This is a genomic window from Chitinophagales bacterium (assembly GCA_017303415.1).
GTDB lineage: Bacteria > Bacteroidota > Bacteroidia > Chitinophagales > Chitinophagaceae > SpSt-398.
Genome location: JAFLBJ010000001.1, coordinates 350,731 through 373,716, shown reverse-complemented (window position 1 = coordinate 373,716; position 22,986 = coordinate 350,731). Strand labels below are relative to the sequence as shown.

The 22,986-nt window shown below is 40.5% G+C and carries 27 protein-coding genes; 8 read left to right on the top strand and 19 right to left on the bottom strand.

The genetic code is table 11. From position 1 onward, the window contains the following. The first annotated feature begins 36 nt into the window (after window positions 1-36). Window positions 37-504 carry a hypothetical protein gene (locus J0M30_01575; protein MBN8666161.1) on the top strand — a complete coding sequence of 156 codons (468 nt, stop codon included), beginning with the start codon at window positions 37-39 and terminating at the stop codon, window positions 502-504. After that, window positions 501-701, top strand: coding sequence for a helix-turn-helix transcriptional regulator (locus tag J0M30_01570; protein ID MBN8666160.1), 201 nt, complete (start codon window positions 501-503; stop codon window positions 699-701). Before J0M30_01575 ends, J0M30_01570 begins: the two co-directional genes overlap by 4 nt. A gap of 73 nt (window positions 702-774) precedes the next feature. Here J0M30_01570 and J0M30_01565 read toward each other — a convergent pair whose 3' ends face one another. Then, window positions 775-1,206 carry a TIGR03067 domain-containing protein gene (locus J0M30_01565; GenBank protein MBN8666159.1) on the bottom strand — a complete coding sequence of 144 codons (432 nt, stop codon included), beginning with the start codon at window positions 1,204-1,206 and terminating at the stop codon, window positions 775-777. 187 nt (window positions 1,207-1,393) lie between these two features. Between J0M30_01565 and J0M30_01560 the strand changes: the two genes are divergently transcribed. From J0M30_01560 to J0M30_01545, 4 genes are all read left to right on the top strand, one after another. After that, window positions 1,394-2,068 carry a response regulator transcription factor gene (locus J0M30_01560; protein MBN8666158.1) on the top strand — a complete coding sequence of 225 codons (675 nt, stop codon included), beginning with the start codon at window positions 1,394-1,396 and terminating at the stop codon, window positions 2,066-2,068. Between the two features lie 12 nt (window positions 2,069-2,080). Next, entirely contained in the window at window positions 2,081-3,469 is a 1,389-nt protein-coding gene (locus tag J0M30_01555) for a HAMP domain-containing histidine kinase (GenBank protein MBN8666157.1), read from the top strand. A gap of 128 nt (window positions 3,470-3,597) precedes the next feature. Beyond that, window positions 3,598-4,104 carry a universal stress protein gene (locus J0M30_01550; GenBank protein ID MBN8666156.1) on the top strand — a complete coding sequence of 169 codons (507 nt, stop codon included), beginning with the start codon at window positions 3,598-3,600 and terminating at the stop codon, window positions 4,102-4,104. A gap of 74 nt (window positions 4,105-4,178) precedes the next feature. Then, window positions 4,179-5,207, top strand: a complete 1,029-nt coding sequence (locus J0M30_01545; protein MBN8666155.1) for a hypothetical protein — start codon at window positions 4,179-4,181, stop codon at window positions 5,205-5,207. Window positions 5,208-5,252: 45 nt separating this feature from the next. Here J0M30_01545 and J0M30_01540 read toward each other — a convergent pair whose 3' ends face one another. Both J0M30_01540 and J0M30_01535 read right to left on the bottom strand, forming a co-directional pair. Next, window positions 5,253-5,600 carry a VOC family protein gene (locus tag J0M30_01540; protein ID MBN8666154.1) on the bottom strand — a complete coding sequence of 116 codons (348 nt, stop codon included), beginning with the start codon at window positions 5,598-5,600 and terminating at the stop codon, window positions 5,253-5,255. A 17-nt stretch (window positions 5,601-5,617) separates the two neighbouring features. Further along, window positions 5,618-5,968 (bottom strand): DUF2200 domain-containing protein, encoded by a 351-nt coding sequence (locus J0M30_01535; protein MBN8666153.1) that lies wholly within the window; start codon window positions 5,966-5,968, stop codon window positions 5,618-5,620. A 139-nt stretch (window positions 5,969-6,107) separates the two neighbouring features. Here J0M30_01535 and J0M30_01530 point away from each other — a divergent pair, with 139 nt between their 5' ends. Further along, window positions 6,108-6,476: a cupin domain-containing protein gene (locus J0M30_01530; GenBank protein MBN8666152.1), complete on the top strand. Its 369-nt coding sequence runs from the start codon at window positions 6,108-6,110 to the stop codon at window positions 6,474-6,476. Window positions 6,477-6,593: 117 nt separating this feature from the next. On the opposite strand, the gene J0M30_01525 is transcribed toward J0M30_01530, so the two are convergent. The 4 genes from J0M30_01525 to J0M30_01510 form a co-directional block, all read right to left on the bottom strand. Next, window positions 6,594-6,905 carry a hypothetical protein gene (locus J0M30_01525; GenBank protein ID MBN8666151.1) on the bottom strand — a complete coding sequence of 104 codons (312 nt, stop codon included), beginning with the start codon at window positions 6,903-6,905 and terminating at the stop codon, window positions 6,594-6,596. A 90-nt stretch (window positions 6,906-6,995) separates the two neighbouring features. Further along, the gene (locus J0M30_01520; GenBank protein ID MBN8666150.1) at window positions 6,996-7,181 is read right to left on the bottom strand and encodes a CsbD family protein; all 186 of its coding nucleotides are present in this window, start codon (window positions 7,179-7,181) and stop codon (window positions 6,996-6,998) included. Window positions 7,182-7,438: 257 nt separating this feature from the next. Then, the gene (locus J0M30_01515; protein MBN8666149.1) at window positions 7,439-8,092 is read right to left on the bottom strand and encodes a hypothetical protein; all 654 of its coding nucleotides are present in this window, start codon (window positions 8,090-8,092) and stop codon (window positions 7,439-7,441) included. Window positions 8,093-8,127: 35 nt separating this feature from the next. Further along, entirely contained in the window at window positions 8,128-8,661 is a 534-nt protein-coding gene (locus tag J0M30_01510; protein ID MBN8666148.1) for a hypothetical protein, read from the bottom strand. Between the two features lie 226 nt (window positions 8,662-8,887). Between J0M30_01510 and J0M30_01505 the strand changes: the two genes are divergently transcribed. After that, window positions 8,888-9,661 carry a hypothetical protein gene (locus J0M30_01505; protein MBN8666147.1) on the top strand — a complete coding sequence of 258 codons (774 nt, stop codon included), beginning with the start codon at window positions 8,888-8,890 and terminating at the stop codon, window positions 9,659-9,661. Window positions 9,662-9,736: 75 nt separating this feature from the next. On the opposite strand, the gene J0M30_01500 is transcribed toward J0M30_01505, so the two are convergent. From J0M30_01500 to J0M30_01445, 12 genes are all read right to left on the bottom strand, one after another. Beyond that, complete coding sequence (locus tag J0M30_01500; GenBank protein MBN8666146.1) at window positions 9,737-10,273, bottom strand: hypothetical protein; 537 nt, start codon at window positions 10,271-10,273, stop codon at window positions 9,737-9,739. A gap of 209 nt (window positions 10,274-10,482) precedes the next feature. Further along, on the bottom strand, window positions 10,483-10,782 hold the full coding sequence (locus tag J0M30_01495; GenBank protein ID MBN8666145.1) for a DUF1905 domain-containing protein: 300 nt from the start codon (window positions 10,780-10,782) through the stop codon (window positions 10,483-10,485). Window positions 10,783-10,857: 75 nt separating this feature from the next. Then, the gene (locus tag J0M30_01490) at window positions 10,858-11,403 is read right to left on the bottom strand and encodes a hypothetical protein (GenBank protein ID MBN8666144.1); all 546 of its coding nucleotides are present in this window, start codon (window positions 11,401-11,403) and stop codon (window positions 10,858-10,860) included. A 53-nt stretch (window positions 11,404-11,456) separates the two neighbouring features. Then, window positions 11,457-12,977, bottom strand: coding sequence for a hypothetical protein (locus J0M30_01485; protein ID MBN8666143.1), 1,521 nt, complete (start codon window positions 12,975-12,977; stop codon window positions 11,457-11,459). Between the two features lie 9 nt (window positions 12,978-12,986). Beyond that, entirely contained in the window at window positions 12,987-13,550 is a 564-nt protein-coding gene (locus tag J0M30_01480) for a hypothetical protein (GenBank protein MBN8666142.1), read from the bottom strand. Between the two features lie 309 nt (window positions 13,551-13,859). Next, on the bottom strand, window positions 13,860-15,056 hold the full coding sequence (locus J0M30_01475; protein MBN8666141.1) for an NERD domain-containing protein: 1,197 nt from the start codon (window positions 15,054-15,056) through the stop codon (window positions 13,860-13,862). Between the two features lie 295 nt (window positions 15,057-15,351). Further along, window positions 15,352-15,708: a hypothetical protein gene (locus tag J0M30_01470; protein ID MBN8666140.1), complete on the bottom strand. Its 357-nt coding sequence runs from the start codon at window positions 15,706-15,708 to the stop codon at window positions 15,352-15,354. A 1,155-nt stretch (window positions 15,709-16,863) separates the two neighbouring features. Further along, entirely contained in the window at window positions 16,864-17,253 is a 390-nt protein-coding gene (locus J0M30_01465; protein ID MBN8666139.1) for a hypothetical protein, read from the bottom strand. A 541-nt stretch (window positions 17,254-17,794) separates the two neighbouring features. After that, window positions 17,795-18,109, bottom strand: coding sequence for a hypothetical protein (locus J0M30_01460; GenBank protein ID MBN8666138.1), 315 nt, complete (start codon window positions 18,107-18,109; stop codon window positions 17,795-17,797). 43 nt (window positions 18,110-18,152) lie between these two features. Beyond that, window positions 18,153-18,563 carry a hypothetical protein gene (locus J0M30_01455; GenBank protein MBN8666137.1) on the bottom strand — a complete coding sequence of 137 codons (411 nt, stop codon included), beginning with the start codon at window positions 18,561-18,563 and terminating at the stop codon, window positions 18,153-18,155. Window positions 18,564-18,783: 220 nt separating this feature from the next. Next, on the bottom strand, window positions 18,784-21,480 hold the full coding sequence (locus J0M30_01450) for an ATP-binding protein (GenBank protein ID MBN8666136.1): 2,697 nt from the start codon (window positions 21,478-21,480) through the stop codon (window positions 18,784-18,786). 217 nt (window positions 21,481-21,697) lie between these two features. After that, window positions 21,698-22,636 (bottom strand): hypothetical protein, encoded by a 939-nt coding sequence (locus J0M30_01445; GenBank protein MBN8666135.1) that lies wholly within the window; start codon window positions 22,634-22,636, stop codon window positions 21,698-21,700. Window positions 22,637-22,986: the final 350 nt, after the last annotated feature.

Below are 22,986 nucleotides of genomic sequence, written 5' to 3'. Positions count from 1 at the left end.
ATTTTACATTTGGGGTGTACATTTAAAACATATTTTATGTCACCCCGATTTTTGCTTTCACCCCGCATGAAATACGCAGGGCTGGTAATAGCGATACCGGCTTTTGCTTTGATGGTAGCCTACCTCAATTTTGATTTCACCTTAGAATTTTTGGATTATTCACGCCCCTCGGAGCATTTTAGTTTTAATGAGGGGTTTCTTTTTAACCTTCACCAAAACAATTTCACCGATGAGTTGGGTGGGGTATTGTTGACCTGTGGGCTGTTGTTAATGGCTTTTTCAAGGGAAAAGGACGAAGATGAACGGATCATGCAATTAAGATTGGAGTCTTTGTTGTGGGCTGTCCTGATCAATTCATTGTTCATTATGGTTTCGATCATACTTTTTTACAATGAATTGTTTTTGACGATCATGGCGTATAATATCTGTACGACGTTGATTCTTTTTGTGATTCGTTTCAACCTTGTACTTTATTTGGAAAGAAGAAAAAGCCTGCAGTCATGAAAAACAATATCCGAATAGAGCGCGCCCGGCTCAATATAACCCAGGCTGACCTGGCAGAAAAGGTCAGCGTATCCCGACAAACGATCAATGCCATGGAAAGTAATAAGTATGTGCCTTCAACCGTACTGGCGTTGAAGATCGCGAAGGTTTTTGGTATGGCGGTGGAGGAGTTGTTTTTGTTGGAGGAGGGGGATTAGGATAGGTGGTGCCGCCAGAGGCGGCTTTCTATTTGTGCGGGACTGGAAGTCCCGCACAGCTGAACCAACACCGCTATTCTTTATTATTTCGAATATAAACGGATAGAAAGTACATCGGTTGGCCCTGAGTAGAGAGGCTGGCCGGGTATTGATCACCTTTCAGGTTATAACAGATACTCAGTGTATCCTTCTTTAATTCGTAAAGCGCTTTAAACGATCTGCCGGTATTTACTCCTTCTTTTCCGGTAATGTCCATTTTCCCATCGGCATATTTTGAAACACCAATGTCGACGCTTTCTGCCGTAAAAACATAATTGGTATCCTGAAGTACCAGGAGATGCTTGGCATAATATTCAGGAGGCATGGCCCTTCCTCCCATCTCTTGCCGAATGGGCTTCCACTCTCCGTTGAGGGGATATTTATCCTGAATAGTTCGTTGGAAACTAAAAGCCGAGAAGGCCAGTATGCAGCTGCAAGCAAGTGCAAGTTTGATTGTAATTCTCATATTAATGGATGGGGGTTTGTTGATTTGGTAATTTCTATACATCGATAATTATAAATCTGGACGAATCAATAAATCACACTGCCACCTACAACCGAAAATTTGTTTTGTGCTGAACAAATGGATGGTTTCTTTGTAAAGATAGAAAACGGCCATTTTTATTGAAATTATTTTTAATATATAGTTGAGTATGAAGATTTTATTGGTGGAAGATGAACCTTATGTTGCGGGAATAATAAACAAGGGACTTACCGAGAAGGGTTATAGTATTTCAGTAGCACCGGAAGGTAATGTCGGTTTGCAGATGGCCTTGGCCCACAGCTTTGATGTGTTGATTCTGGATATCATGCTCCCAGGTATGAGTGGGATGGAGTTATGCAGAAGGCTTCGGGAGAATAAGATCCATTCCCCTATTCTTTTTTTGACCGCCCTGGGTACAACAGAGAATATTGTGGCCGGACTTGAAGCTGGCGGGGATGACTACCTGGTAAAACCATTCAAGTTTGCGGAACTGGAAGCACGTTTAAAATCACTGAACCGCAGAAAGAGCCTGGTGGTACAGGAGGAAGATGTTCAGGAGTTGGATACAATTCGGATCGATTTCAAATCAAAATTAGTGGAAAGGGATGGGGTACCGGTTGCGCTTACCTCTACAGAATTTCGATTGCTTGAGTTTTTTGTCCGGAATAAAAACAGGGTATTGTCAAGAATGGAGATCCTGGAAAAGGTTTGGGGCATTGATTTTAATATGGGAACAAATGTGGTGGATGTATATGTGAATTACCTGCGGAAAAAAATCAGCAATAACCCGGACAAAAAATTCATTCAAACGGTAGTCGGCATGGGATATATGCTGAAAGCTTAAGCAGGCAGCCATATGAAAATACAAGCAAAGACCACCCTTCTATTTACCATTCTCACGGCTACGATCTTTCTGATCCTGAACATCGTGGTTTATATTTTTATCAGTTCTTTCGCGAACAATGATTTTCATAAGCGACTTGAATTGCGGGCGCGCATTTCTTCCAAATACCGATTTGAGCAAGGGGAAGTGTCAACGGAAGCATTTCGGGAAATTGAGAAACAATATTTGGAACGGCTGCCTGAGGAGCAGGCGATCATTTTAAAGCTGGACAGTGTAACCGGGCCCGGAAAGAAACCCATACCCAAACCCCTTACCGAAAAATATATTGCGGATATCACGAAAGCCGATGGCGCCACGGTCTTTGACCAGATCCGGTTCAGGCATTTTGCAGGGTTTTTATATAAGGATGAATCGGGGAATTATATTGTTATCAAGTCCGCCACCAATGAGTATGGCACTGAAATGATGCGGCATCTGGCCATCATCAAATTTGTGAACCTGATCTTTGCGGTGGCGCTTATATATACGGTTGGGCGATATTTTTCCAAGAAAACATTCAAGCCTTTCCGGGATATCATCAACCGGGTAAAACAGATCAATGAGGGCAATCTTCATTTACGGTTAAAGGAACAGGAAGGCGCGGATGAAATTGCGGAGTTAACAAGCACCTTTAACCTGATGCTCAATCGGCTGGAAACGGCGTTTGAGATTCAGAATAATTTTGTGAGCAATGCCTCTCACGAATTACGAACACCCCTTACGGCGATCGTGGCAGAAGCCGACCTGGCCCTTTCAAAAGAGAGAACAGTGGAGGGGTATCAGCAAAGCCTGGTTCAGATCACCAAACAGGCGGAAAAATTACAGGAGCTTACCAGGGGGCTTTTGTCATTGGCCCAAACCGGTTTTGATGGAAAGCGGCAGCGTTGGGAAGCCATCCGGCTTGATCAGCTTCTGTTTGATGTAAAGGAAAATTGTGATGCCATTGTGCCTGATAACAAGATCGAGATCCGCATTGATGAAATGCCAGAAGAGGAAAGCCGTTCCCGCGTTCAGGGGAATTATAATTTGCTGGTGATGGCCATCAGTAATATCGTTATGAATGCCTGTAAGTATTCAGATAATAGTAAAGTGAGTATTCATCTGTATTTCCGGGGAAAGAATGCAGAAATATGGGTGGTCGACAAAGGGATTGGCATTCCGGCTGACGAACTGAAATATATCTATAACCCATTTTTCAGGGCCTCCAACACCTCCCGGTATGAGGGTTATGGTATCGGCATGCCCTTATCCAATAACATCATTCGGCTTCACAAAGGAGCTATCGAGGTAAAATCGGTTGAGAATGAAGGGACAACAGTAAAGATCGGTCTTCCACTGGTGGATAATAAAACAAAGGAGTGACATACAGATTAAGGCATTCTAATTTTCTAATCTCTCTCTAATGAATTTCTAAGCCAATTTTATTCTGGTCTTTAGGAGCCTCTAATGTTTGCTGTCCAATTTTGAGGTTTAAATAAAACCAAAATAATATGGCAAACATTCTTGTACCTACAGACTTTAGTCCTGCCTCCATAAAACTGGCTGAACAGGCGCTGGGCTTAACTACAGACATGAAAGTTAATATCATTCTTTTTCATGCTTTTGAACAATCTTCCCTGCCCTTTGAATTGTTGCGTCCCAGTTATAAAGATCCTTCAGCAGAATTGATGACAGAGAATTTTCGTCAGGCTTGTAAACAGTTAAAGGATGAATATGGCCAACGGGTAGGTAAGATCGTAGTGCGGTGTATGCAGGGTGATACCAGGGCCATGTTCAGAAATTTTATTGAGGCCAATGATGTGAACATGATCTTCTATCCCAGCCATTATGTGTTTACCAAGGCGCACAAGCAAAGCGTAAACCCGGCGGGCTTGTTTACCAAATGTGGTATTCCGGTGGTCAGGGAAGTACCAAGGAAAAAGGAACCTGTGTTCAGTAATAAAAAAATCTTCACGACTGAGCCTCAGCAGGTTTACGCAAAGGCGGGATCTTATTAATTCCGGTAGTCAATTCGACAAGTACCAAAATGGCTGTGCGAAGGACCAGGTAAATTTCACCTAATACGATTTGTATGTTATTACAGAAGAATATTCCCTTTAGATACGTGTTTGGAAAGATTAAGAAAGAGATCATTATTATCGCTTTGTATGCCATTTTGGTTTCCATCCTCTATGAGCAGTATCACATGACGCGTATCTCCATCCCGATTTCAGTACCTACGATTTTGGGAACAGTTATTTCCTTATTGCTTGGTTTTCGGAGCAATCAGGCTTATGACCGGTGGTGGGAAGCCCGTCATATCTGGGGGGCGATCGTGAATGATTCGAGGACGTTGGCCCGGCAGGTGATGTCGTTTACACCCATGGAAAGTGAAAATGAAGGCCTGGAGAATTTCCGGCAACGTATGATCCGCAGGCAGATCGCCTGGACCTATAGTCTGGGCAGGCACCTGCGCAAGCAGCAGGTAATGTCAGGTCTCGAAAAATACCTTGAACCCAGGGAATTAGACTATGTGCGGGATATGGACAATGTACCGGCTGCTTTGCTTGACCTGATGGGGCGGGATATTCAATTGGCGCTTGAAGAGGGCTGGATCAACCGGTTTCAGCAAGTTGAATTGGACAGGACCCTTTCCCGTTTATGCGATGCCATGGGCAAATGTGAGCGGATCAAGAATACTGTTTTCCCCAGCACCTACAGTTTATATATTCATATGTCAATGATGCTGTTCATTGCCTTGTTGCCATTTGGGGTTATTGAGTATTTTGGCTTGTTTGAAGTGCCCCTGGTGGTGGCCATCTCAGCCAGTTTTTTACTGATTGAAAAAATGGCCATTCACCTGCAGGATCCCTTTGAAAATAAGCCCACAGACACGCCTATGACCACGATCGCGCAGAGTATTGAAAAGAACCTGGAACAGATGTATGGCACCGATCTGTACAATCAGGGGAAGCTAACGGTGGCGGTGGTGGAAGACAAAGAACCGCTTTCCGGTCATGCCAAATTATATAAGTCCAGGTTTAGCCCTGATCTGTCTATGATTGAAGAAACGGTCACTGACCGATCCGTATCGCCCAGGAGGGAATATTATTTGCTTTAGGTAATCGGCTGTGATTACTTGTTTTTGGGGTCAGCTTTTCTGTATTCACGCGTCTTCCCCAAAGGTCAATACATTGTTATCCGGGTCCCAGGTGGAGAATTCTTTTTGTTTCCAGGGCATGGTCTTTAATTCAGTGAGGCGGATACCGGTGGTTTTTAGCGAAGCATACCAGGTCTCAATGTCTTTCACGCGGATATATACCTGTCCGTCATTGGTAGCGGGGTCGAGGGTGGGGAAGGAGAAAAAGTGAATTTCTACCTCATCCAGGCGTACCATCAGGTAGTCAGGGTAGTCCACCTGACCGATGTCTTTAAAGCCAAGGTTATGTAGGTAAAAATCACGCGTAGCGGCTTTTGAGCGCATCGGTAATTTGGGGTGAATGGCGAGGAGCATGGTGCGTGTTTAGTTAATTATTTACGTAATATTTTTTCCATTGCCTTTCCCTTAGCAAGTTCGTCTACCAGTTTATCCATATAGCGGATCTTCTGCATTAATTTATCTTCGATCTCTTCTACCCGGTAGCCACATATTACGCCGGTGATCTTTGAGGCGTTGGGATTGATTTCCGGCGCCTTTGCAAAGAAATCCTCCAGCGTTGATTTCTGATCGATCTGTTGTTGTAATGACTTTTTATTGTAGCCGGTCAACCACATCAATACTTCATCCAGTTCTTCTTTGGTACGGCCTTTCTTTTCCACTTTGGTGATATAGTGCGGATAGATGGAAGCAAAAGTGTAGGCAAAGACGCGGGCATTGCTCATGTTGGGCGGGGGTGTTTGGTTTTCGATTGAACCCGAATTTCGGGAAAAGTGGGGAAAGTTTGGACTTTAGACTTTGCCTGGAAGCCCGCATTTGGCCTATTTTGCGGGGGTAAGGTGGGTTTTTAATAAAATATTCTCTATGTCCCCAATCATAAAGGCCGATAGCAAAAGCGAGTATTATTTTGAGGAGCGCTGTTATATCACCGAGTTGCTCAACAATTCTTCGGAGCCTGATCTATCAGTTGCCCGCGCCCGGGTAGAGCCCGGGGTCACTACGGCCTTACACCGGGTTTTAGGTACAGCCGAAAAGTATTATATCTTATCCGGAACTGGCGCCATGGAGGTCGATGGCCAAGCTGCAGGTACAGTTAATCCTGGCGATATGGTGCTGATTCCTCCGGGTCAAACCCAGCGGATCACCAATACGGGTTCGGCAGACCTGATATTTTTATGTTTTTGTACACCCCGGTTTGAGCCAAAGAATTATGAAGCGGTGCAGGAGAGTTGATCGACCCAATGTTGCTGGTGTGACAATATTAAAAGGCAAAGGAGTTTGTATAAAACAAACTCCTTTCGTTTTCTAGCCGGGAATACCGCAAAGTGTCTTTTTTAAGGGGATGAATTTTTACAAGATCAGGATAAGTAATAATATGATGATGATGATGGCTCCAACGGAGAGATAGACACCGCCCTTGGTAGCTTTCATTTCCTTTTTCATGTCTTTCACCTCTTTCCGCAATTCTTTTCTTTCTGTCTTTGACAAGGCCGATCTGTCCATTCCTTTGATTTCCTTGAGCCGGTTAAGAATTTGCTCCGACCGTATGGCTATGCTGGTGGAGTCTGCGGGGCTTTTGATAATGTTCAGGGAGAAAGCCGGTGTGGTAATCCCCAGAAGGAGCAAAAGGGGAAGCAGGTAAATAAGTTTCCGTAGTTTCATTTTCTTCGGTTTGGTTGTGAGGAGATCCTATACTATTTATTATTGATCGTAAAGTCATTTAATGCTTTGCCAGGTTTATTCATAAACCAACTAAAGCGCTGCAATGATTTTATGGAACTCTTCTTCTGTTTTTCCCAGTTTTATCTGAATGCGACCCAGCATTTCATTTTTTTTGCCAAAGACAAATTTCAGGTCATCATCCGTTAAGATGGCAAATTTTGCTTTCAGTTTGCCCTTTATTACATTCCAGTTGCCATTTAATTCTTTAGAGTTCATTTTTTATGTTTTAATATCCCGCATCGCAGGAATATGTGAAGGAATTTCAGGACTTAAAGGTGGGAAGTTTCACTCGACAAAGCATTATACAATCTTGGACAAGAGTTACAAGATTCACATATTTGGATCTTTGGAAATACAAGAGCCTCAGTGAAATACTATTTCACAAGGAAACCGGATTGAATTTCCGGTAAATTCAGCGTTGATCATTTCCCCGGATCCCCGGGAAACAATAACAAAGGGGTGAAGGTGTATTGTTAAAACCGATAGGTAAGAGTCGGGGTAAGGGTCAGGGCTTCCAGGGTTTGTACGGAAACGAGGTAATAGGCTCTGGCGCGTAGTCCAATTTCAAATTTTGTATCGATCTTTTTCTGTATCTGAACGCCTCCGAATACGCCGGCTTCCTGCAATTTTGAGTTTTTAAAATTTCGTTCGGCAATCACTATCTGATTGCTGAAATTTTCGATGCCAATTTCCTGTTGTTGCATACTGGCCAGTACAAGTCCGACATGATAGGTAAGTGCCGGATTGGATTTCCTGAACCTCCGTTCGTAGGCCAATTGATAAAAGCCATTGGTGTGGCGGATATTGAAATCGGTGATATAGACATCCACGCCATTGACTGTTCCTGAAAAATTCTTGGTTCCTTTATTGGTTGATCTTGCATATCCGAATATCAGTGCGGAGTTGTTTCGAAAATGGTATTTCAGTTCCAGGCCACCCACGGTACCGAGGAAATTCTTTTTATAGAGGTAGGTTTTGTTTTGAGGCCCACTTGTTTCGTCATAGGACCGGACAAAAAAATTGCCGTTCAAGCCATAGTTGAGTTCGATGGAGAACTTTGAAAGGGTTTGGGATTGGAGGGCAGAAGAAAGTTGGATAGAGAGCAAAAGGATAAGGTAAGATTTCATATATAAGATTTGCAATTCTAAAAACCAGATTCTTTTTACATCCCCGGAACAGTTAACCCATTCAAAAAAGCATCGATCTTTTGTTCCGGCAACTCTTTATTGGAATAAGCATAGAGTACACAGATAAATGTTTTGTCGGTCCATGCTTTTATTTTCCAGTTGTTTTTTTCCTGGTCTTCCCAATAATCCACAACACCCCGAATATTTTCATTGTTGCGAAGGGTATGACCTTTTCCATATCCCGCGGCGGAAGTAATGGTCAAATTGGATTTCAGGAAATCCAGGTAGGAAATGGTTAAATCTATTGCAACATCAAAATCGGTTGCTATAGCTTCTTTTGCCAGTTTAACAAATACCACCCCATAAACAAGGCTATCCTTTATACATTCTCCCAAGTATACTTCGGAGGAGTCGGGGCTTGGGGTGACACTGAATGTAAGATCACAGAAACTGTAAACAGAACAACCTGTGTTGTTGGTCGCTGTTTTGATGGGAACTTTCTTCAATGATTGGGCCTGTACCTGAGAAATAAAAAGGCTTAGTAGCGCCAGAAGGAGGATGGGTTTCATGCGTTTATACATAATTAATGCCCAAAATGTAGGCAACTTATTCCTGAAACCCAAATTTGGAGGGACGAGGCTTTCTGTTGTGTTTTTTCCTTACCTTTCTTAGGCTAAATTGAAACGGATCTAACCAACTGCCTGTTTTCTTTACAGATTCGGAGCCTGGATTCTTCATCCATTGCCTGGGATTACCATTCCGCCCTTTTTTATTCATTAACCAAAACTTCACTGTATGAAACAAGTCATTCTTGTGCCCGTATGGTTGCTGGTTATGGGCCTATTGCAATCTATCCACGCGCAGATTATTCAGGAGACACCCATGGCTATTACGGCCATTGACCGGAGCATGATTGAGCGATCAGGAAACCTTCATGTTGATTTGATTGCCAACTTACCGATTGGTAAGGGAGGCGAGAATTTTTCCCTGGGGGCGGGTGCCCGGGTTCAGTATGATTTAGGGAGGAACCGGCTTATTCGCGGGGCGGGGTACAAGGAGGACGAGGCCAAAAGTCCTTTCGTTTTTTCCCGGGATGAGTTGGGCATGTCTGCCCTTGAATTGGCCCAACTGGATTCAGTCGTTGGGGTGATAGGTATGGATCAGATACAGGCCATTGAAGTGGTCCGTTCTGGTTTTCAGGCAGAATTTGGTTATCAGGTATTGATTGGGAAAACCGAGACCTACACAGGTGGATCCTTTAAATATGAGAACCTGTCCATCGTCCATGGGTTTGCCGGCTATCATGTAATGCCTTGTCCACAAGGAGATATAGAGTTTGAGGCTGGTCCGGCCCTGGGATTGTTCAAGGGGGGTGGATCGGAGTTTGGTTTTGGGGGAGCCATAAACGGGTACTATGATTTTACAAAACCACTGGTTCCCATACGGCGCATTTTTCTGGAGGGGGAGCGTTCCCTCAACTGGAGTGTAGGTGGGGGAGTCAGTTATTATAAGTTGGGGCAGGCGGATGGTATCCTTACGTTAAATCTGGGCATCCGGGCGAGTTTTTAGAGGGACGAAAAATGACAAGACCCTGAAAGAGTCGCCCATAAAGAGGGCGATTCCTTCAGGGTCTATGTTTATGCTTTAGTTCTTAGCTGGAAAACGTCGCATAGCTTCATTGAGTATCGCTATTTTTCCGTTTACAATACCGGCATCGGTAACAAACATCACCGAATCAGTTTTACCCATTTTATCCGTGGAGGTTTCTTTATACCACATGGTTACCCACTGTTCCGATTTATCTTCCGCGATCACAGACTCCCAGTCATCCATATGAATGGATACGGAAGCAAGACTGTTTCTGAATGTGGCAAACTGTTTTGCCAGGCTGTCTTTGCTGTATTTTCCCGCCCAGTTGTCGAAATGGACTTCCACGGTATCGGCAAAAGCTTCCATTGATTTATTGATATCCCCATTTTCCCAGGCCTTTAGCGAGTTCATGACCATCAATGCATTTTGCTGGTCACCCGGCTGCCAGTTTTTATAAGGCTTATCCAATGTGTAGGGCATGGTGGGGATAGCTGTTTTGCTGTCAGAACTTGTTTCAGTTTTTTGGCCGGTGTCGGCACTGTTGCAGGCAATAAGAGTTGCCAGGCAACTGATCATAAGCAATCGTTTCATGTTTTTAATGTTTTGGTTTTGGAGATACCAGTAAGGTACAGTATTCTGATACGGAAGCAAAAATTGTTATTTCACTTCAATCTGCTGAGTATCAACAGTAATCTTTGAAAAGCGGGATTTGACTTTAGCCTGGATGTCTAAGGTTGTTACTCAATATTAGTGAAAGGCTATGGCCAACCGGGTCAAACCTGGCGAATAAACAGGAGAGATTACACCCAAATCGTAAGAGTCAGTTTTTTCCCTGCCACTGCATTTTCTTTTTTTCGAATTTCTGCTTTTAGCGGCAAGAGGTAGGTTCTTTTTTTGGTATCAAACCAGATGGCGGTCTTCCATTCTGTTTTACCGATACGGGCGGTGGTCTTTAATCGGCCCCAGCCTTCTTCCTGCCATCCGGCATTCTCCCGGATCTCTTTGGCTATTTCCAAAGGCAAGGAAACAAAGAACCAACCCGCTGGGGGATTGTATTGCCATACTTGGGCGGAAAAGGAGTATTGCAGGTGTGGGGGCATTATGGAAATTGCTTTTAGCCTCAGCTTTATTGAACGGGAATTGGTAGTGTATGGGCTGTAGGTTGTATTTGAAAATTAGTCTTCCTTCCCCCCTTTTTCTCCCACAAACCAGTGCTCCTTGTTTTTAAACAAAACATTAAAGGTGGTGAGTGATCCGTAGCAACGGGTGATATACTGTTGAAGATTTACTTTGTCTTCGTCACTGAGTTTTTTGTGGCTGTTGATGTTTTGCTCCAGCACCCTTAGCCGGTCGCGGAGCATCACGATCTTGTGAAAAAAATCGTCGACCGGGATTTCCTTTGGTTTTAATGATTTGTCGGCTGGCTGGAGTAATAAAGTGCCGCCGGCCCACCGGTCACCCAGGGGCACGATCTCCGTCAGCCCTCCCCAGAGCCGTAGGATCTTGAGCAGGGATCGCTCCGCTTCGCTATGGGTTTCAATTTCCTCCGTTATCTCTTCATGAATGATCTCTTCCAGCTTGGGATCTGTTTTATCCACTTCTTTGATGCCATGATGAATAAAAGAAATCAGGTAAGAGGCATAGCGTATGCCGACAATGACACCAGGGCCGAATTGCGTATGCTGCAGCCGGGTGCCAATGCCAAGTTTGGTGGGTTCCATCTGTGGTTGTTTTTGGGTGCTAACTTAATCAGTTTTTTAATACACCCACTTTTTTAAAACCACCGCTTGAAGAAATTCCAGGCGTTATCGCGAAATATGTTTTGAACCACCAGGTCCGGGGTCACTTTATTGAATCCGTTTTTGATCCGTTCGGGATGGTCTTTGAAATAATTATAGGCATGCCGTTCCAGGAAGCTGGCGAGATCATCATATTGTTCGGCTGTCCAGAAAGCATTCAGCGGATCGACCAGTCCGTCGTAATCCGAACCGATGGCAATATGTCCCCAGGCATAAAGCCCATTGGCATCCAGCAATTCGGCGATATATTGAACCTGTTTCCACATCAGTTCACTGCGGTAATGCATGATTTTGTTCCGCGCCAGGGAATGTTTTACGCGGCTGATGGTTTCATCACTGGCAATCCGGCGTTCGTCCAGTTGCAGGCCCAGGATTCCATCACTTTTCACCATTTCAATGATCTCGTCATCAAAGAAATTGATCAGGTTGTGGTCTTTGAAATTACCATCGCCACCCATAACGTCCTCCACCGGGTTGATAAATGTGTTTCCAATCTCCGGGAATTGGGAAACCGTAGCTCCCAGGGTGGGCAGGCCGTTACAAACCCCGTGACTGATGATAATGGGAAAATCGCTGTTGTATTTGCTTTTCCGGAGCGCATAGAATTCTTTGCGGGCCAGTGCGCTCATGTGTTTGACATCGATGAGGATCCGTCGTCCGCCGGTTTTACGCAACAATATATCCAGTACGGAGCGTCCCAGGGGGGTGAAGCCCGAATTGATTCCTTCTTCCTGGTTGGTCAGTTTGCCGATCTGTTTACGCAAACTGCGGGCATGCCCGCAGAGTTCATTATAAAAATGATGGCTGAATGTGACAAACCAGGGTGCATTGGGCATTTTTTTCAGCGCTTCGGCATTGGATTTCACTTCAGCGGGTGTACAGGGGTTTTCCAACCCACAGTTCAGGATATGCAAGCCTTCCACGGCCGGAATCAGGGCCAGGTTCAGTGGCAGTTCGCGACGGGTACCCGCCTGGACAATTTCATTGGCCGCCATTGCCTGCTGCAGTTCGGTAAAATTTTTAACCAGGCGATAGGTATACCAGTATCCGTCGATCTTCATTGGCTGGCTTTCCTGCTGCTCCATGAATTTGATCTCCCGTTTGAAGTCGGCCCAGTAATCTTTCATTCCCTGAATGGCATTGATCCGGGGTTCGCCGAATTCGGATACAAAGTCATTGGCGATATCACTGATCTTGCCGGATCCCAGTTTGTTTTTGAAAAAAAACTTCTCCACGCTTCCGAGTCCAACGGCCATTACCAGCAGCCGGCCATACAGGGCCGCTGTCAGGTTGTTTTGCCTGAATTTGGTTATGCTGAGAAAATAGTTCAGCAATTTATCCCCCAGTTTGGGTGGATCATAATACCAGAGACTCGAGCGGTTGTTGATCGAATCGCTTTGCGCACCTGGCGCTTTTCCGTTATCAGTATGCGCGCGTGCAAAGGTTTTGTAATTGGGATGGCAATGCAGATCGATGGAAAAATCTAAAAAAGGCATGATTAGAATTTATTGTTTAGGGATAAGGGTTGGTTTTACCAGCACTACTTTCGCGTTGCTCAAAATTTTTACCTTAGCTTCCTCCGGTTTGATACTATCCTGTTTCAGGTTTCGGGAAATGGCCCGGTAGTCCAGGGCGGCTTTGGAAAATTTCTGGCGGGCACTGTCAGATGTATGCGCGTTGGCGCCCAGGGTATCCAGTTTATCCGCAATTTTATTACTGATTTCGGCGAGGTCCTTGTTGGAAAGATTTTTATCGGTGGCAGTGATCAATTCCAGTTTCTTGATATCAAGCATAGTTGAGGTGCTTTTGATACTGTCCTTCAGGTTCTCGTTATTATCCGTCAGTTCTTTTTTGTCTTCTTCGAGAACCTTATTTTCTTTGGCAATCCCCACTCCGGCAAAAGTGAAGAGGACAACAACAATCAGGCAAAAGCCCGCCATAACCAGGATGGCGAATTTGTTGTTGGGTTTTTTGATCACCACATAAGCCAGAACGATCACCATGATAATGACAATTCCGACCAGGCCAAAGCCGGCCAGGCCAACCAGTTGTTTAAAAAAATCAGCCATAAAGTTTAGTTTGTTAAGGAAAATGATCCGGATTGACCGTAGCCTGATGAACTAAAATTGCTATTGTTTCATAGGACATGACTACGGCCAGCTTGGGAAGAAATCAGTACGCTCAATTGAAACTACAATTTAGAATAACCTGTACCAATACCCTGTTAGTAGTATTTTCCTGGTCTGTTACCTTATTTGGCCGTAATCTATTATCCCAAAACCGTGTCAGGCTTTTGGCTGTAAGACTACGGCTAGCGTCCTTCTGATATTTGGAATGGGGGAAGATTCTGGATAGCGGGGATACGGCTAGTGGGGTAGTTATAAATAGGTTTGATTATTTACAATATTTATAAACTCAGCAATTTTTTGTGTTTCAGAATATGAAAATATTGGCTTGAAATAATTAACATAGTTAAGGAGCTCATCCACAGTTAGAATTTTAACATGTTGAAACTCTTCTTTTGGCTTTGCATTAGTTAAAACTATTAGGTTTCTAATTGATATTTGTTTTTCACCCCAATGATGCTCATCTAAATTCAAACGATAGATGCTTACTCCGGTATTTAGCAACTTGTACAAAGCATAGTTTGTTCTTCTGATTTGCTCGACTGGTGAGCGTAAATTTAAATTTTCTAGTGATTTTTCACTCCAATTCTTAGTTTCAACAAGAAACACACCTGAGGGTCCAACAAGAATATGATCAATCTGTACAGATTTTATATAACTATTTTCTTTTTTGTTATACAGTGCAGGCGAAAAGGAAACAGCAAAGTCATTGATTAGGTAATAGTCATCCGATAGCGCTTCTAATGTCGTTACAACTTTTTGCTCCCCCAAAGCGCCATAAATAAAACTATTTAGTCCATCTATTTTTGTTTTTTTTCTTTCAAGCTCCGACAATGGGCTTTCAGCACTTTGCCGTACTGCTTCTCTAAAATTTGAACCTATATACTGATAGCGAATCTGTTTGCTTTGGTAACTGCGAACAAGCCCATCTATTAATTGTTTTGCCTCAACATCATAAATCTGTTCTATTTGGTTGATTTTTCTTATGTAGCGCCATTGTTTTAATTTATTAATAGTCTTTTTGAATAAATTCGGTGGCATGTTGTTTTGTAGAGCACTTAATTCATGTTTCAACGAATCTATTTTATCATTCAAACGTTTTTCAGCTTCCTGTTTTTGTGTTTGAATGGCTGTTTCTAATTGAGACAATTCTATGCCAAGCGTATTTTTTTCTTCCTCAATAAGATTTTCATGGTGAGAAATTACTTGTTGTCGGATAGACAAATACGACCTTTGAAAGTGCATTACTTCTCTTAGTGTCTTAAATTCATGGATGTTACTGTCGGCTAAGTGTGATTTTAAAGTGTTCAGTGAGCCTACCTTATTATAAATTCTGCACATTTTCTCTTCCAAATTAGTTTTGTTTTCTATCGTTGATTTAACCTGAAATGGTCTGTTATGTTCATGGCGAGTAGTTTCAGGCGTCGGACTTCTTTGACCTTTGCTCACCAAAGTTAAATAGAAGGCATAAAATACTGGATAAGGCGGTCATACCCTGGTATGAAGGAGTATTTGCCAGTTATACAGAGAAAGAGCCAAGTTATTTTGAAAATGATCCTCCATGTATTGAAACCCTATCTTTGTTTTGAAGAATGGGGGTTCGGTACGGTATTATTGGCCGGAAGGTAGGTTTGGGTATTATTCAATTGGCCTATGACTGATAGAGTTTGGAGGAAGGACGACTAAGGCCAGCGGAGGAAGATTCAGGATACGGGAGGGCATGTATACGAATTAGTGACATTATTTACTTTTCATATTGGTTTATAAAAATTGAAAAATGCCCAAAATTATCTGGCCTATTTTTCCCTTCATAATAGCCATATACAATTGGATCAGCTTCACCATCCGCCTTAAAATACCAAAACATATATCCTTGATGGATCATGAAGACAAAATCTTCACTTTTTAGAAAGTTGTCAACACCATCATATTTCAAAAGTTCTTCTGCACTATTTCTTAAGTGATAATAAGGGAAATTGTTTAAAAGGTCTGTCCCAATTAAATTATCAGGCATTGAAACTGCGCATAGATAGTAAAATCTTTTGTAAACGTCAGGAAGTATTATGTGAAATTCGTTTTCTATGCTTTTTAGGTGGTCCATAAAGAAGAGCAATTATCTTTTTAAAAGGTTTCAATGTAAATTGAATAGGCTACCACCTACGGGTATTGCTAAGGCGGGGAGTTCATTAATTTTCCTGCCCTGAAGCAAATCCTACATTTTCTCTTTGACTCGATGGAAGATTCTAATTCTAACTTACGAATAATTTCATCAACCTGACCCTGAAGGGGTCGCCTGTTTGTAGAAAAGCATTGAGATCCTGTATAAGACCCTGAAGGGGTCACCCTGGTTGGGATGGGTAGGGAGTAGGGTTTTTAAGACAGGATAAAATCTCCCGGATTGGGAAATATATTCACTGTTTATATTAGCACTAGCCCGCAGGGCTTAAACCATCAATAGCCACCGGTGCAACCAGTGGTAAAGAATTTTGATTTGCGCAACCCCAAAGGGGTTGAATTTGGTGAATAGATCAGAGTGATCACACCTCTCCTTCACGTATTGAAACCCTATCTTCTCCTCGAAAACTGACCAATGATAAACTTTGACTGATAGGAAATCGGATTGACCGTAGCCGGGTGAACTAAAATTGCTAACATTTGAATTTCAAGGCTACGGCCAGCGGGGATTGAACGAGTTTGGAGGTGGGAAGAGTAAGGCCAGCGGGGCTTTATGTGGTGCTGGTATTTATTGAATGTCCATCGCTAGGTTTGTCGTATTGTTAGTCGCTTAGCCAAGCATCAACATTTATGTCAGCAATATGTCCCGAGAATGAAATCGAAAGTGGTTCGCCCAGTTTATTGTTTTGTCTTCTAATTGTCAAATACCTTGTATGCTTAGCTGATTTTCGTGTTCTAAATTCTTTTAATATTTCGTCGTCTGTGAGAGCATATTTGAATAGAAGCGTTTCAAGAAATTTTATTAGTTTATTTTCAGAGATTTCTGTTGTCTTTACTTTGCCTGAGTAAAGAGTCGCTATATGGCGGCTACATTCTATTACCCAATAGTTTCCCATTAGTGATTTAATTATTTGCTCTAAGGAATTACGAATTAAACATTAGCCCCGACGCCTGAAGCTTTACGAGGTGACGATAGTCTATATTAATGTCGCTGGGTAAGTTATTCAAAAGTTGAACAATGATCCACAGCTCTGCTATGTCCTATCCTGCCATATCGCAAAGACCAATGTTGGTTGAAGGTTTAGTTTGCATCACCAAAAAATGTCCAGCTCAATTTTATATCACTAATAGAGCTATAACCTTCGATTTTTTCTCTCATTGAACTGCGATGCCCTGATCCAAGTAACAATACACCTTGATTGTAGAATTGCCTCTGACTGTGATAGTGAACACATTTCAAAATATCGTACTCGCGTTGATGTTGCTCTTCATAAAACGCCCTATGTATCTGAGACAACCTTCTTCGATTTATATCACACTCCAGTAATTCTTTAGATAGAGACCTTTTGGACTCAGTTAACACTTCATTTTCTTTACTATTAAGGAAAGAATACCCTTTTTCAAACATCTGCTTTCGTTGGGTTTCTTCCAGTTGTGTAAAGCTATAATGATTATTTAAGATTTTGAACATGAAATTTATGTCATTTCTGGATAACAGATTACTTGATGGCGAGTCAACTGGGAGGTTATTTACGGGGTACTTCCGTATGTACCTTTTGACAGCTTTTATTTCTGGGGGTTCGCATGGAATTGAATTTTCCTTATAAAACCTATCGAACAAATCCTGCGGAAGTTCCTCAAAAATCACATCAGGTCGAAGTGACTCTAATATCTTATATAATTCCTCAGAATTACATTTTCCTAGCTCGGAATGATTTGTACAAACTAAAACTATTCGATACATTGGGTGTGTAAAGTTATAATCAATTTCCGGCTACTGCCGACAGTTAAACTCTCGTGCAACGTTCGAGTATTTGCGAAGACAGGAAATTCAGTGATTGGCTAGTTCGGTACAAATACTCAATTGAAATTATGTTGTTGAAGTTAAGAACCAAAGCTGAACATTGAACGTGGAGCCCGAACCGCTGCTGATACTTACAGATAGGCGATGTTACAATGTCCAGCCCTGCATTTGCAAATATTTTTGTTGGGCGTAGTATTGGCGGACCACACTACTTTAGTTCGTATAACTTATTGTCAAAGTCCTCATAAAGAAACACTTTGTCAAACTTAGTTTTTATGGCAACTTTAAAAAGAGTATTGACCTCAAATGAACTCTGTCCATTGCTGCCAATTATTAAAACTAACCATTGTGGCGGCACTGAAGTTTGTTTATATACATCGATTTTGCTTTCCTTCTTCTCAATAAATTCCAAAATCAAATTTTCTGTTATTGATTTTTGCCAGTATGCACCAAAATTTGGATTAACACTCTTTCCTGAGTGTCTCATTTTTATAGCTCTTTCGACAAAATCATTCTCTTGCATTTCACCTGTTAACACAATTTGTCTAACTATTTCACAAAACTCATCAATTATAGACTTTTTTGTCTTGAAGTTTTAAGCTGATGTTTTCTTTTAAATATAGATTCACAAGGAAATTAGGTAAGTCAGATTCTTCTTTAAGTTTTGCTTCTACTTTTTGGCAAATGTTCTCGTAAAAACCTTCTTTCTCTTTTGATTTAGAATCTAAAATTACTTCGTGTTCAAGACCAATCGCTGTCTGCCCATTAGAGATTAAAAAATCTGGTTTTTCACGAACTTCAATGATGTTAAAGTCGGAGTAATAAGTTGCTAATAATTTTCCTATGTGGCAGAGTTTTAAAATTTTTTGCTTGTCATCTTTTTTTGTTCTTTCAAGCCCAACTAAATGATTAGTTATTTTTAGTCCTAATTTTTCTTTTAACTCAAGGAAAGGGATATAGTTATTGAACGGTCTCATAATATTAAGCACAACGAACAGGGCTTTATGCAGGTTGGGAATTAGTATTCCGTCCGCACATAACCGCTGCTGATAGAAAATATGTTGTTGAAGTTAAGTACAAAAGATGATAGTTATTCGTCAAGCCTGAACTGAAGCTTGGATTTGCAATTAGCTGAGGATTTATTCGTCTTCCCAACTTGCAAAAACCCCATGTTATATTCAGGCCTTCCTAAAAATCTTAAAAATCAAAATCAGAAGATTTGAAATTCTTTATTTTACAAATTGAATTCAATGGCTGAATTATTTCATTCAGTTTTTTTAAATTCTCATTTTTAATTTCTCCTTGACTCAATTCTTGCAGATACCTGAATACAGATTTGATGATCTTTCGATATACAGAACTACTGCCTATTTCTTTATAATTTGAGATAATATATGCTATAAACGAATGGTTGTAATTGAAATAGATTTCTCCATCGTGAAAGTACGAGTTCGTAATTTCGGTCTTATTCTTCCATATATTTACTACTAGTCTAGGAGAATTTATTTTCGAAAAATCAAAGTAATTATTTCCTAAAAGGTCATGTAGCTGTTTTATATGATAATCGTACATTGAATCACGACTTTGTTGAAATACTTTATAATATCTTCCATGGTGGAATAAAATATAATCCGTACACCCCAAAAAATTTAACAGCAACCTACTTAAATCATTATAAATACCGACATATGCGGATTCATTTGCTGTTAAAACAGGTCTGCCTGTTTCCTTTGAAATTCTGGAACTATCTTCTTCGTCAGACACCAGTATCACTTCATCTTTCAAGCTGAAGAGACTTTTTAAATTTAAAATATTTGTTCTATTCTTGTAAAATACTTTTACATAAATAGAAGTAATAATAATATCTATATATTGCTGATTTATGAGATCAGGGTCAAAGTTTAAGTAGTTGCTGATGAAAGAATCTGATACAAGAACTTTTTCAGTATTATCAATGTAGCAGTCATTTAATAATGTAAAAACTTTATTTAAAATTATGATTTCAAACTTCTGAATTATTTTGTGAACCTGCTCCTCATTGGTAAATTCGTTTCTATCAATATTTATCTTGATTTTCTTCTTTAAGTTTATATCGCCAATGAGCATGGTTAGTGATGAGGATGTATAATTGTTTACAAAAATTCCTTTTTGCGAAACTGAGATTTGGCTAAGAAAATGTCCATGTTTGAATGTTTTAAATTGATCTGAATCGAAGAAGCTATGATATTTAAAGGTATCCAGATAATCTTTCCCTATTAGTAATAGGCATGTCCCTTCAACATCATCATCATCGATTTCAGCTTTGACAGACTTTACTTGAGAGCTTAATTTTTTATCTTGAAGTTTTAGTCGTTCCTTTATTTCCTTGTCTGAATCTAGTTCATAGCCTTGAAATTCTATTACACTTTTATTATTCTCGCCGCTAACCTCAATTGGAATTTCAATATGCCTAAAAACTCTTTTTAGATAATTTTCGATGATTACAAAAGATAATCTTCCAATTATTTCCTTTTTTAAATAGAGAGTTATTGTCGTACCTGGAGTGGTTCTTTCCCATTTGTCGTAAAAATGAAAATAACTCTTTGGATCTTTATCAAATCTAAATTTCACAGTGCTACTTTTGGCGGTCTTAGTTTCGATGTCAATATATTCACTCAACAAAAAATAGGAAAATACTCCTACTCCAAATTGACCAATTGCTTCAAATTGTGTTTTAATTTTTTCTTGCTCATAAAAACTACTTGCAAGCCTACCAAAAAAGTTCTCGATTATGAACTCATCCATTCCAGCTCCATTGTCTTCAATTCTTAAATACTCTTGATGGACATAAATCTTCAATGATGGAGAATAGACTTCTTTCAGAACTTTCTGTTTATATCTACAAGAGTCAATTGAGTTCTGAATCGCTTCTCTCAATGATGTCAACTTGTCTTTATAAAGATCTTCGCCAATAAAAGCTGTGACAACGTTTTGCACATCAAATGAAAATCTAATTCCCTTGGGATGAAAGCCAATGAAATTATATTTTACATCTACAAGAGAAAGATTTAGGGAATATGGCTTTGTCTTTACATAAGGTATTGATCTTACAATTTTCTGACAATAATTTATCACATTTTGTATTTTATCAAATTGATCTTGCAATGCGGCATAAATATTCTGGTCAGAGCAGTCAACTTCAAAAATCACTTTATTCGTTAAATAATTTCTTTGAGATGTTGCAATATGTTTTGTCCACTCCCGAATGCTCACTGAGTTATTAGGCATATAATATTTCGTAAGTAACTTTGGCGTCCTAGAATTAGTTATGTCTAATTCATCGGCAATCCTTAGTATGCAAGCTAAATAGGGCATACAGACAAACTCCTTGCCACTTTTTGCAAAATATTGCGGATCGTAAATTTCAAAGTTACTAAGATCAACCTTCCGGTGTCCTTCTGCAACCAAACCGATTGCTTTTGCATATTTTAGACTAGGAATTTTCAACATTTGCCATTCTTGCAAAATGAATTTGTTGCTCAATTGGTGATGAATATCCCTAATAAATTCTTCCACAGACAAATTTGGATGAGAATCTTTATAAGCTAATATGTCATTTGAATCTGATATTTCTTTAATTCGCTGTTCAGGCACACACATACCGACATCATGAAGTAAACAAGCCATTGATAAAATATATACTTCATCGGCGTTTAAATTTTCAATCTCCTCATCTGATAGCAATTCAGCGGCTATTTTAAAAACTTCTAGTGTGTGATGACTAGAGTGGTCTGTGTAAGTGGGGAAATTGTTCGAGTATTTGCCAAGCATTAAACTTATTTCCCTTTTTGATTCTTCAAACTTAGAGAAAAGGTTTGGGTCAATTTGGGACAGTCTTATTTCTAATGTGTTCATATTTTAATGAGATTCTTTTTTAACGTGAAGGTTCAATTGGCGTGCATATAACGTTGAAGCATTGGCGATGTGGCGGTATTCTGTGTTCCGTCTGCCCCTAACCAATGTTGATAAAAAATACAAAAGCTCATTGTTTATTCTGCTGCTCGGCGTTATTCGTCTGCTGAAGCCGAAGCTGAGTATATATTCGTCGCTCCGCCATATTGCCAATGCAATGTTAGCTGCGGTTTTTCTCCCGTTTAGATAGAACATCTAAATATTCAGCTACCCAAATATTAACTAGTTCGTTTGATGAAAAAGATTTTCTGCCGTCTGTCCAAACATTATTGCCAGAAAAGTCCCTGTCAAATTTATAAGAGACTTGCTTAAACTTACGTTCCCCTTCATTAATTCCATAATGCCCCAACTTTTCATAAATTGTAACCAGTAGTTTTCTAGCCTTTATTTCGTAATATCCGTTATGCCAATTAAAGCATAGGTAGTAGCTGTCATGTCCGAACTCATACATTTCCTCTCTTCGTTCTGAAGTCGATAAATGGAGGTGCGAATCAGGGTCTTCAAGTGTAGTTTTAGTGTCCCTCATTAATTGCATAATTTTCTTTGCCTCTTCATCTGATTCAGCAATTGGATTACCAACAATAAAGAAACGCTCCCTTTCTTTTACTGCATTTCTAAGTCTTTTGAATCTGGCAGCTCGGTCTTCTATTGATTCTGGTCTTACGTGTCCACCGACTTCTTTTACCCTTTGTTCAATTACTGGAGCTAGTCCTTCCGATTTCCATCTTTCAAAGTCAAACCAAATATAAGTTTTAGGTATCCATGCTGGAAGATTTGAGGTCTTGTCAAGATTTACTAATAAAAGGAAATCCCAACCCGAACTGAAAGCCCTATTCTTAATAGCTGTTTCTTCAATTCTTGTCCAGGGTGTTTCACCCCAACCATCTCGATAGAGAAGAACAACAACACGACTGTCTTTAAAAAATACATCATTAAACTTTTTTTCTCCGTCAGTGCCTGCTAATTCCTCTTGCTTTTTAGAATAGATATAAGTCTCAATTCTATCCTGAATTAGGTCGTTAACTTCATAAGCAATCGCTTCATCCTTTTGTAAAAAAGAGAAGGATACTTCGTATTTAAATTTGATGTCTTGTGTCATATAAAATCGCAGCTAACGCGTTTATTTATGTAATTAGCTGTTGGTTAAAAATCATTGATCATTTAATTATCACTCGGTTGTTGGTTGTATTGTTGTATTTCCTTTTCTCTAATCTAGAATGAGGCTTTTCCAAAATTCAGTTCTGAATACTGCACACTTCGTGCCCCTCAGTCACAGACCAAGTTTCTAAATGATTCAGTAATAATGTTTTCCGGGAGGAGTGGTAAATTTGGTAGGAACTGGATAAGGTTTGTATGAAAATAAGATTATTTCGGAAAATGTCAAAGAATTCCGCCTAGGTAATTCTACTTAATAGATAAGATTGGCCGTAGGCTGATGGCCTATATCAT

Bases quoted from the DNA above. Each gene is read 5' to 3' on its own strand.
- J0M30_01555 (MBN8666157.1), top strand. From the start codon at position 2,081: ATGAAAATACAAGCAAAGACCACCCTTCTATTTACCATTCTCACGGCT.
- J0M30_01500 (MBN8666146.1), bottom strand. From the start codon at position 10,273: ATGAAACGATTGCTTATGATCAGTTGCCTGGCAACTCTTATTGCCTGC.
- J0M30_01480 (MBN8666142.1), bottom strand. From the start codon at position 13,550: ATGGCTGATTTTTTTAAACAACTGGTTGGCCTGGCCGGCTTTGGCCTG.
- J0M30_01465 (MBN8666139.1), bottom strand. From the start codon at position 17,253: ATGTTCAAAATCTTAAATAATCATTATAGCTTTACACAACTGGAAGAA.
- J0M30_01470 (MBN8666140.1), bottom strand. From the start codon at position 15,708: ATGGACCACCTAAAAAGCATAGAAAACGAATTTCACATAATACTTCCT.
- J0M30_01565 (MBN8666159.1), bottom strand. From the start codon at position 1,206: ATGAGAATTACAATCAAACTTGCACTTGCTTGCAGCTGCATACTGGCC.
- J0M30_01530 (MBN8666152.1), top strand. From the start codon at position 6,108: ATGTCCCCAATCATAAAGGCCGATAGCAAAAGCGAGTATTATTTTGAG.
- J0M30_01560 (MBN8666158.1), top strand. From the start codon at position 1,394: ATGAAGATTTTATTGGTGGAAGATGAACCTTATGTTGCGGGAATAATA.
- J0M30_01525 (MBN8666151.1), bottom strand. From the start codon at position 6,905: ATGAAACTACGGAAACTTATTTACCTGCTTCCCCTTTTGCTCCTTCTG.
- J0M30_01545 (MBN8666155.1), top strand. From the start codon at position 4,179: ATGTTATTACAGAAGAATATTCCCTTTAGATACGTGTTTGGAAAGATT.
- J0M30_01505 (MBN8666147.1), top strand. From the start codon at position 8,888: ATGAAACAAGTCATTCTTGTGCCCGTATGGTTGCTGGTTATGGGCCTA.
- J0M30_01490 (MBN8666144.1), bottom strand. From the start codon at position 11,403: ATGGAACCCACCAAACTTGGCATTGGCACCCGGCTGCAGCATACGCAA.
- J0M30_01510 (MBN8666148.1), bottom strand. From the start codon at position 8,661: ATGAAACCCATCCTCCTTCTGGCGCTACTAAGCCTTTTTATTTCTCAG.
- J0M30_01515 (MBN8666149.1), bottom strand. From the start codon at position 8,092: ATGAAATCTTACCTTATCCTTTTGCTCTCTATCCAACTTTCTTCTGCC.
- J0M30_01520 (MBN8666150.1), bottom strand. From the start codon at position 7,181: ATGAACTCTAAAGAATTAAATGGCAACTGGAATGTAATAAAGGGCAAA.
- J0M30_01570 (MBN8666160.1), top strand. From the start codon at position 501: ATGAAAAACAATATCCGAATAGAGCGCGCCCGGCTCAATATAACCCAG.
- J0M30_01485 (MBN8666143.1), bottom strand. From the start codon at position 12,977: ATGCCTTTTTTAGATTTTTCCATCGATCTGCATTGCCATCCCAATTAC.
- J0M30_01550 (MBN8666156.1), top strand. From the start codon at position 3,598: ATGGCAAACATTCTTGTACCTACAGACTTTAGTCCTGCCTCCATAAAA.
- J0M30_01540 (MBN8666154.1), bottom strand. From the start codon at position 5,600: ATGCTCCTCGCCATTCACCCCAAATTACCGATGCGCTCAAAAGCCGCT.
- J0M30_01460 (MBN8666138.1), bottom strand. From the start codon at position 18,109: ATGCAAGAGAATGATTTTGTCGAAAGAGCTATAAAAATGAGACACTCA.
- J0M30_01495 (MBN8666145.1), bottom strand. From the start codon at position 10,782: ATGCCCCCACACCTGCAATACTCCTTTTCCGCCCAAGTATGGCAATAC.
- J0M30_01535 (MBN8666153.1), bottom strand. From the start codon at position 5,968: ATGAGCAATGCCCGCGTCTTTGCCTACACTTTTGCTTCCATCTATCCG.
- J0M30_01575 (MBN8666161.1), top strand. From the start codon at position 37: ATGTCACCCCGATTTTTGCTTTCACCCCGCATGAAATACGCAGGGCTG.
- J0M30_01445 (MBN8666135.1), bottom strand. From the start codon at position 22,636: ATGACACAAGACATCAAATTTAAATACGAAGTATCCTTCTCTTTTTTA.
- J0M30_01450 (MBN8666136.1), bottom strand. From the start codon at position 21,480: ATGAACACATTAGAAATAAGACTGTCCCAAATTGACCCAAACCTTTTC.
- J0M30_01455 (MBN8666137.1), bottom strand. From the start codon at position 18,563: ATGAGACCGTTCAATAACTATATCCCTTTCCTTGAGTTAAAAGAAAAA.